Source organism: Candidatus Frankia alpina, from assembly GCF_902806485.1.
GTDB lineage: Bacteria > Actinomycetota > Actinomycetes > Frankiales > Frankiaceae > Frankia > Frankia alpina.
Genome location: NZ_CADCWT010000326.1, coordinates 1 through 4438, shown reverse-complemented (window position 1 = coordinate 4438; position 4438 = coordinate 1). Strand labels below are relative to the sequence as shown.

The window sequence follows — 4438 nt, the reverse complement described above, 5'->3', positions numbered from 1 at the left end:
CGTACCTGCCGACAATTCGGGCACTGCCGTGGCCGGCATCGGGACGCTCGCGTTCATCAGCCCGGAACAGGCTCTCGGACAGGCCGTGACCGCCGCGTCCGACATCTTTACCTGGGGCGGCGTGCTGCTGTTCGCCGCGACCAGCCGCCCGCCGTTCGGTGCCGGGACGCCGCGTGCCCTGCTCCAGCGCGCTGTCTACGCCGAGCCCGATCTGTCGGAGCTGGATCCCGAGCTGCGCGAACTGGTCGCGGCCGCGATGCGCAAGGACCCCAAGCGTCGGCCTCGGGCCGTCGACCTGCTCGAGCACCTCATGGTCGGTGCCCCCGACGACGACACGTGGTCTGGGGCCGATCACGTCGTGCCGTGGCCCTCCGCCGACACCCCCGCCGACACCCCCACCGAGGCGGCGGCGAGGCGTGCAGGCGATGAGATGCCGGCCGCGCAGGCAGGGACGTCACCGCACCCCGCGAACACGTCGCCCGTCGCCGCCACATCGTCGCCCGTCGCGAGCCCGCCCGGCTCAACGCTCTTATCCCGACCGGTCGGTTCCCGGCAGCCGTCCGGAGACGAGACACCCCCGCTCCCCAGCGACCTGCCCCCCCGACCCGGGCCCGGCGACGAGATTTCGCCCGACGCGCCCGACGCGGATGACCCGGGCGGTCCGGGTGCCGCAGTCGACGCTGCTGTCTCGGTCGCCGCCGAGGCTGCCGCCGCCGCCGAGGCTGCCGCTGCCGCCGTCGAGGTCGCTGCGACTGCTGATGCCGGGAAGAACGGCAGGGACCGGGAGGGTCCGGCGGTGGCGGCGCCGCGCCACAGCCGATCGGATCGTGGATGGCTGCGGCGCGTGCTGTCGCTTGGCGCGGCGCCGCCACTGCTGATCATCCCTGCATTCGCGGTTCTGGACACCATGCGCGACCGCGGTGGCTCGGCGGCGTCGCGCAGTGCGGCCGGGGCCGCGATCCGCCTGCTCGACCGGGAACCGGACCTTGCCGGGCAGCTTGCTGTCGCCGCGTACCGGATCGAGCCGACCTCGTCGGCCGGCCGGGCGCTGGTAGAGGCGAGCGTCCGGCAGATCGCCGCGTCGACCGGTGCCATCCGTGGCCTGCGGGTCACCTCGGACGGCCGGTACCTGATCGTGGTCGGCGATGCCGGCGGGTACGTGTGGGACATCGCCGATCCCGCCCGGGTCCATCGGGTCGGCGATCTGGCTGGGGCCCCGTCGGCGACCACCGTCGATCGCCGACAGCTCGCGGCCGGCTCCGGCAACCGCTCCGTCGGCGCCGCCCGGCGTGGCTTCAGCGCCACCGAGGTCATCCCCGACGACGCGGACTCTGCCGTTGGTGATGCCGGCGTTGGTGGGACGGTCGGATCGGCGCTGCGTGCCGTCACGACCGTGGCGGACCCGTCCGCGTCTGCCACCGGCCCGGCGCCGCAGACCGTCGTGACGGCCGGCGCGGACGGGGTGCTCCGGCTATGGCAGCTGATCCCGCCACGGCTTGTGGACGACGGCGAGCTGGGCCAGGTGCGGACCGCCGCAGCCGAAGTGGCGCCGCTCATGGACCTGCGCGGTCACGTCGGCGCCGTCACGGCCGTCGCGGCCAGTGCGGACGGCCGGACGCTCGCCTCAGCGGGGGCGGATCGGACGGTCCGGCTGTGGGACGTTCGCCGCCCACGCATGCCGCGTGCCCTCGCCGTGCTGACCCTGCCGGCGGAGGTCACCAGCGTGGCCTTCACCCCCGACGGGCGTTCGCTCGTGCTCGGCGGCCCAGGCCACCTCGCCGTGTGGGACGTCGCCGATCCGCGGAACCCGCGAAGCCGCGCGCAGCGCACCGCCGCGGCCAACGTTCGGGCGGTCCTCGTCAGCCCGGACAGCCGCTGGTTCGCGGCGACCACCACGACTGCCCGCGGCGTCCAGACGGAGATCTTCGGGCTCGGCGATCCGCGGGGTCTGCGCCGGTTGACGTCCATCGCGCCCGGACCGGTCCTGGCCGCCGCGCCGGATCCGGACGGGGCTCTCGCGTTGTCCGCGGACGGCCGGGTGCTCGCCATCGGCGGCGCGGCCGGTCAGATCACGCTGTGGGACATGTCGTCGCCGGTGCGGCCGGTGCGCCGCGGTGTCCTGCCGGTCGGCGCCAACCCCGGCATCACCATTACCACCACCCTCGGCCTCGCCGGGCCCGCCGGCACCCTGGCGGCCGCCACCGGGGACAGCGTCCGGCTCTGGCAGCTCGATCTGCTCGCGGCGCAGGACGAGGTATGCGCCCGGGTCGGCGACCGCATCGGTCGCGAGCAGTGGCGCAGCTATCTCGGCCACCGACGCTACGACCCGCCCTGCGACTGACCGCACCGACCGCACCGAGGGCCATGCGGTCGCCGGCCGACGCCTACCGACTACCGCCTACCGGCTGAAGTGCCGGGCCGCGCCGTAGCCGGGCACCTGTTCGGCCCGGCCGGCCCGGGAAGTCCAGCGCCACTGCACGGAGATGCGGGCGCCGACGTGTCCGGGTACCCGGGGCACCGCGTGCAGCCAGTCGGCCTGGGCGCGACCGCCCAGCACGATCAGATCCCCGCCGGCGGGGGACAGGTCGCGCCCGCCCGGCGCCTGCGGGTCGTTGAGGAGCCGCCGGCCCGGCGGCAGGTGGCGTGATTTCACCAGGAACGGCCGCTGCGCGCCGAGGGTGAGGATGGCGATGATCGTGTCATCCAGCCAGCGCATCTCGCGGTCACGGTGGAAGCCGACGGAATCGGAGCCGTTGCGGTACATGGACATGCCGAACCCGTCGAACTCCACCTCGTAGGTGCGGCGCAGGGCCCGGTAGGCATTCAGCAGGGCGGGGAAGGGCACCGCCGCACCGCGGGGGACCCACGCGGTGCGGCGGTGGCTCGGTGACCTGGCGTTCGTAGCGCCACATGGCCCCCTGCCGCCAGGGCAGGCCCGAACGCATCGCCTCGCACAGCTCGTCCGCGCCGCGCAGCCATCCGCGGGTGACGTCGACCCAGGACTGCTCGTCCAGCCAGATCCGTTCCGATCGCGCGGCCGGATCGACCATGCCGGCGCCCGCGGCGGGTGAGACGGCGTCCGGCACTCTCCCGACGCTACCTCGCGGCCACGACGGGTCCCGGTGTGGGCCGATCGATGGTCGCGGCGCGCCGCAGCCGTCGCCGCGCAGCGTAACCTGCGGGATCCAGGAGGCTGTTCACGATGATGGCAGGGACGCATTGACCGGACGTTCCCCCGAGCCCGGCGTCGCCGAGGGCCCCAGCGCCGGCCTGCCGCCTACCGCCGGCCACGCCGCAACCGGTCTCGACCAGGACGTGCGCCGGCTCACCGAGATCGTCACCCGGCTGCGCCGCGTGCTGCGGACAAGCATCCGCACCGACTACTCGTGGGAGTCCCTGCCGATGGCGCAGGTCGAGCTCCTGCAGTGCCTGGAGGAGAAGGACGCGACCCGCGTCGGTGAGCTCGCCGGGCGGCTGCGGCTCGCCCCGAACAGCGTCTCGACGCTGGTGCAGCAGCTCGCCGACGCCGGTTACCTGCACCGCGAGCGCGACCCGGCCGATCGGCGGGCGGCGCTGCTGCGGCTCACTCCGGCCGGGGCGGCGGCCCTGTCCGGCTGGCAGCGCGCCCATGAACGACGCCTCGGCGCGGCCCTGGCCCGGCTGGTCGAGGCCGACCGGTCGGCCATCCTGACCGCCCTGCCCGCACTGTCGAACCTGGTGGAGGCGCTGGGCGATCGCAACGAACCGATCGGGTGACCGGCGAGGAGCCGTTTACTGGCTGAGGTGTCGGGTGATCAACCCTGGACCGGCAGGCGGCAGGCACCTGGCGCCGAGCCTCAGGACCGGACGAGGCGGGCGATCGCGGCGGTCGCCTCCCGCAGCTTCTCCTCGGCGACGGGGCCGCCCTCCGCCGCGGCGTGGGCCACGCAGTGCGCGAGATGGTCCTCCAACAGGCCGAGGGCGACCGACTGCAGGGCCCGGGTCGCGGCCGAGACCTGGGTCAGGATGTCGATGCAGTACTTGTCCTCGGCGATCATGCGTTGCAGGCCGCGGACCTGCCCTTCGATTCGACGCAACCGGGCGGTGTACTCGTCCTTGGTGTTGGTGTAGCCGTGCATCCGCCGCGCCTTCCCCCGCGATGACCAGTACCTGACCAGTACCCCTCTACGGTACCTGTGAGGGTGCGGCACCCGTTCGGGTGCTCACCAGGCCGGTCGCGAACTGGTCGAGGTTCGTCTTGCCGACGCAGACGGCCCCGGCGGGCCGTCCTCGTCCAGGGCGCCGAGGTCGGGCTCGGTCGGGCGCCTGGTTCCCGCGGGAAGTCCGGCTCCGACCACGGATTGTGCGTGCCGGGGACGGCTACACCGAAGTAAACCGTGCCCCGGTACCTGCATTGTCGTCCCCGCCTGGCACGGGGGCCGGCACGGGCGCTCAGGCT

General features: G+C 74.2%; 2 protein-coding genes and 2 pseudogenes. 2 read left to right on the top strand and 2 right to left on the bottom strand.

The window, feature by feature from the left end:
• Window positions 1-2341 (top strand): annotated as a pseudogene (locus tag G6R25_RS21930) (hypothetical protein); the annotation flags it as partial.
• Between the two features lie 57 nt (window positions 2342-2398).
• Here the strand turns inward: G6R25_RS21930 and G6R25_RS21925 are convergent.
• A pseudogene (locus G6R25_RS21925) lies at window positions 2399-3050 on the bottom strand (alpha-ketoglutarate-dependent dioxygenase AlkB).
• A 169-nt stretch (window positions 3051-3219) separates the two neighbouring features.
• Here G6R25_RS21925 and G6R25_RS21920 point away from each other — a divergent pair.
• Window positions 3220-3756, top strand: coding sequence for a MarR family winged helix-turn-helix transcriptional regulator (locus tag G6R25_RS21920; RefSeq protein WP_163554406.1), 537 nt, complete (start codon window positions 3220-3222; stop codon window positions 3754-3756).
• An 80-nt stretch (window positions 3757-3836) separates the two neighbouring features.
• Here the strand turns inward: G6R25_RS21920 and G6R25_RS21915 are convergent, their stop codons facing one another.
• On the bottom strand, window positions 3837-4118 hold the full coding sequence (locus tag G6R25_RS21915) for a metal-sensitive transcriptional regulator (RefSeq protein WP_136449351.1): 282 nt from the start codon (window positions 4116-4118) through the stop codon (window positions 3837-3839).
• Window positions 4119-4438: the final 320 nt, after the last annotated feature.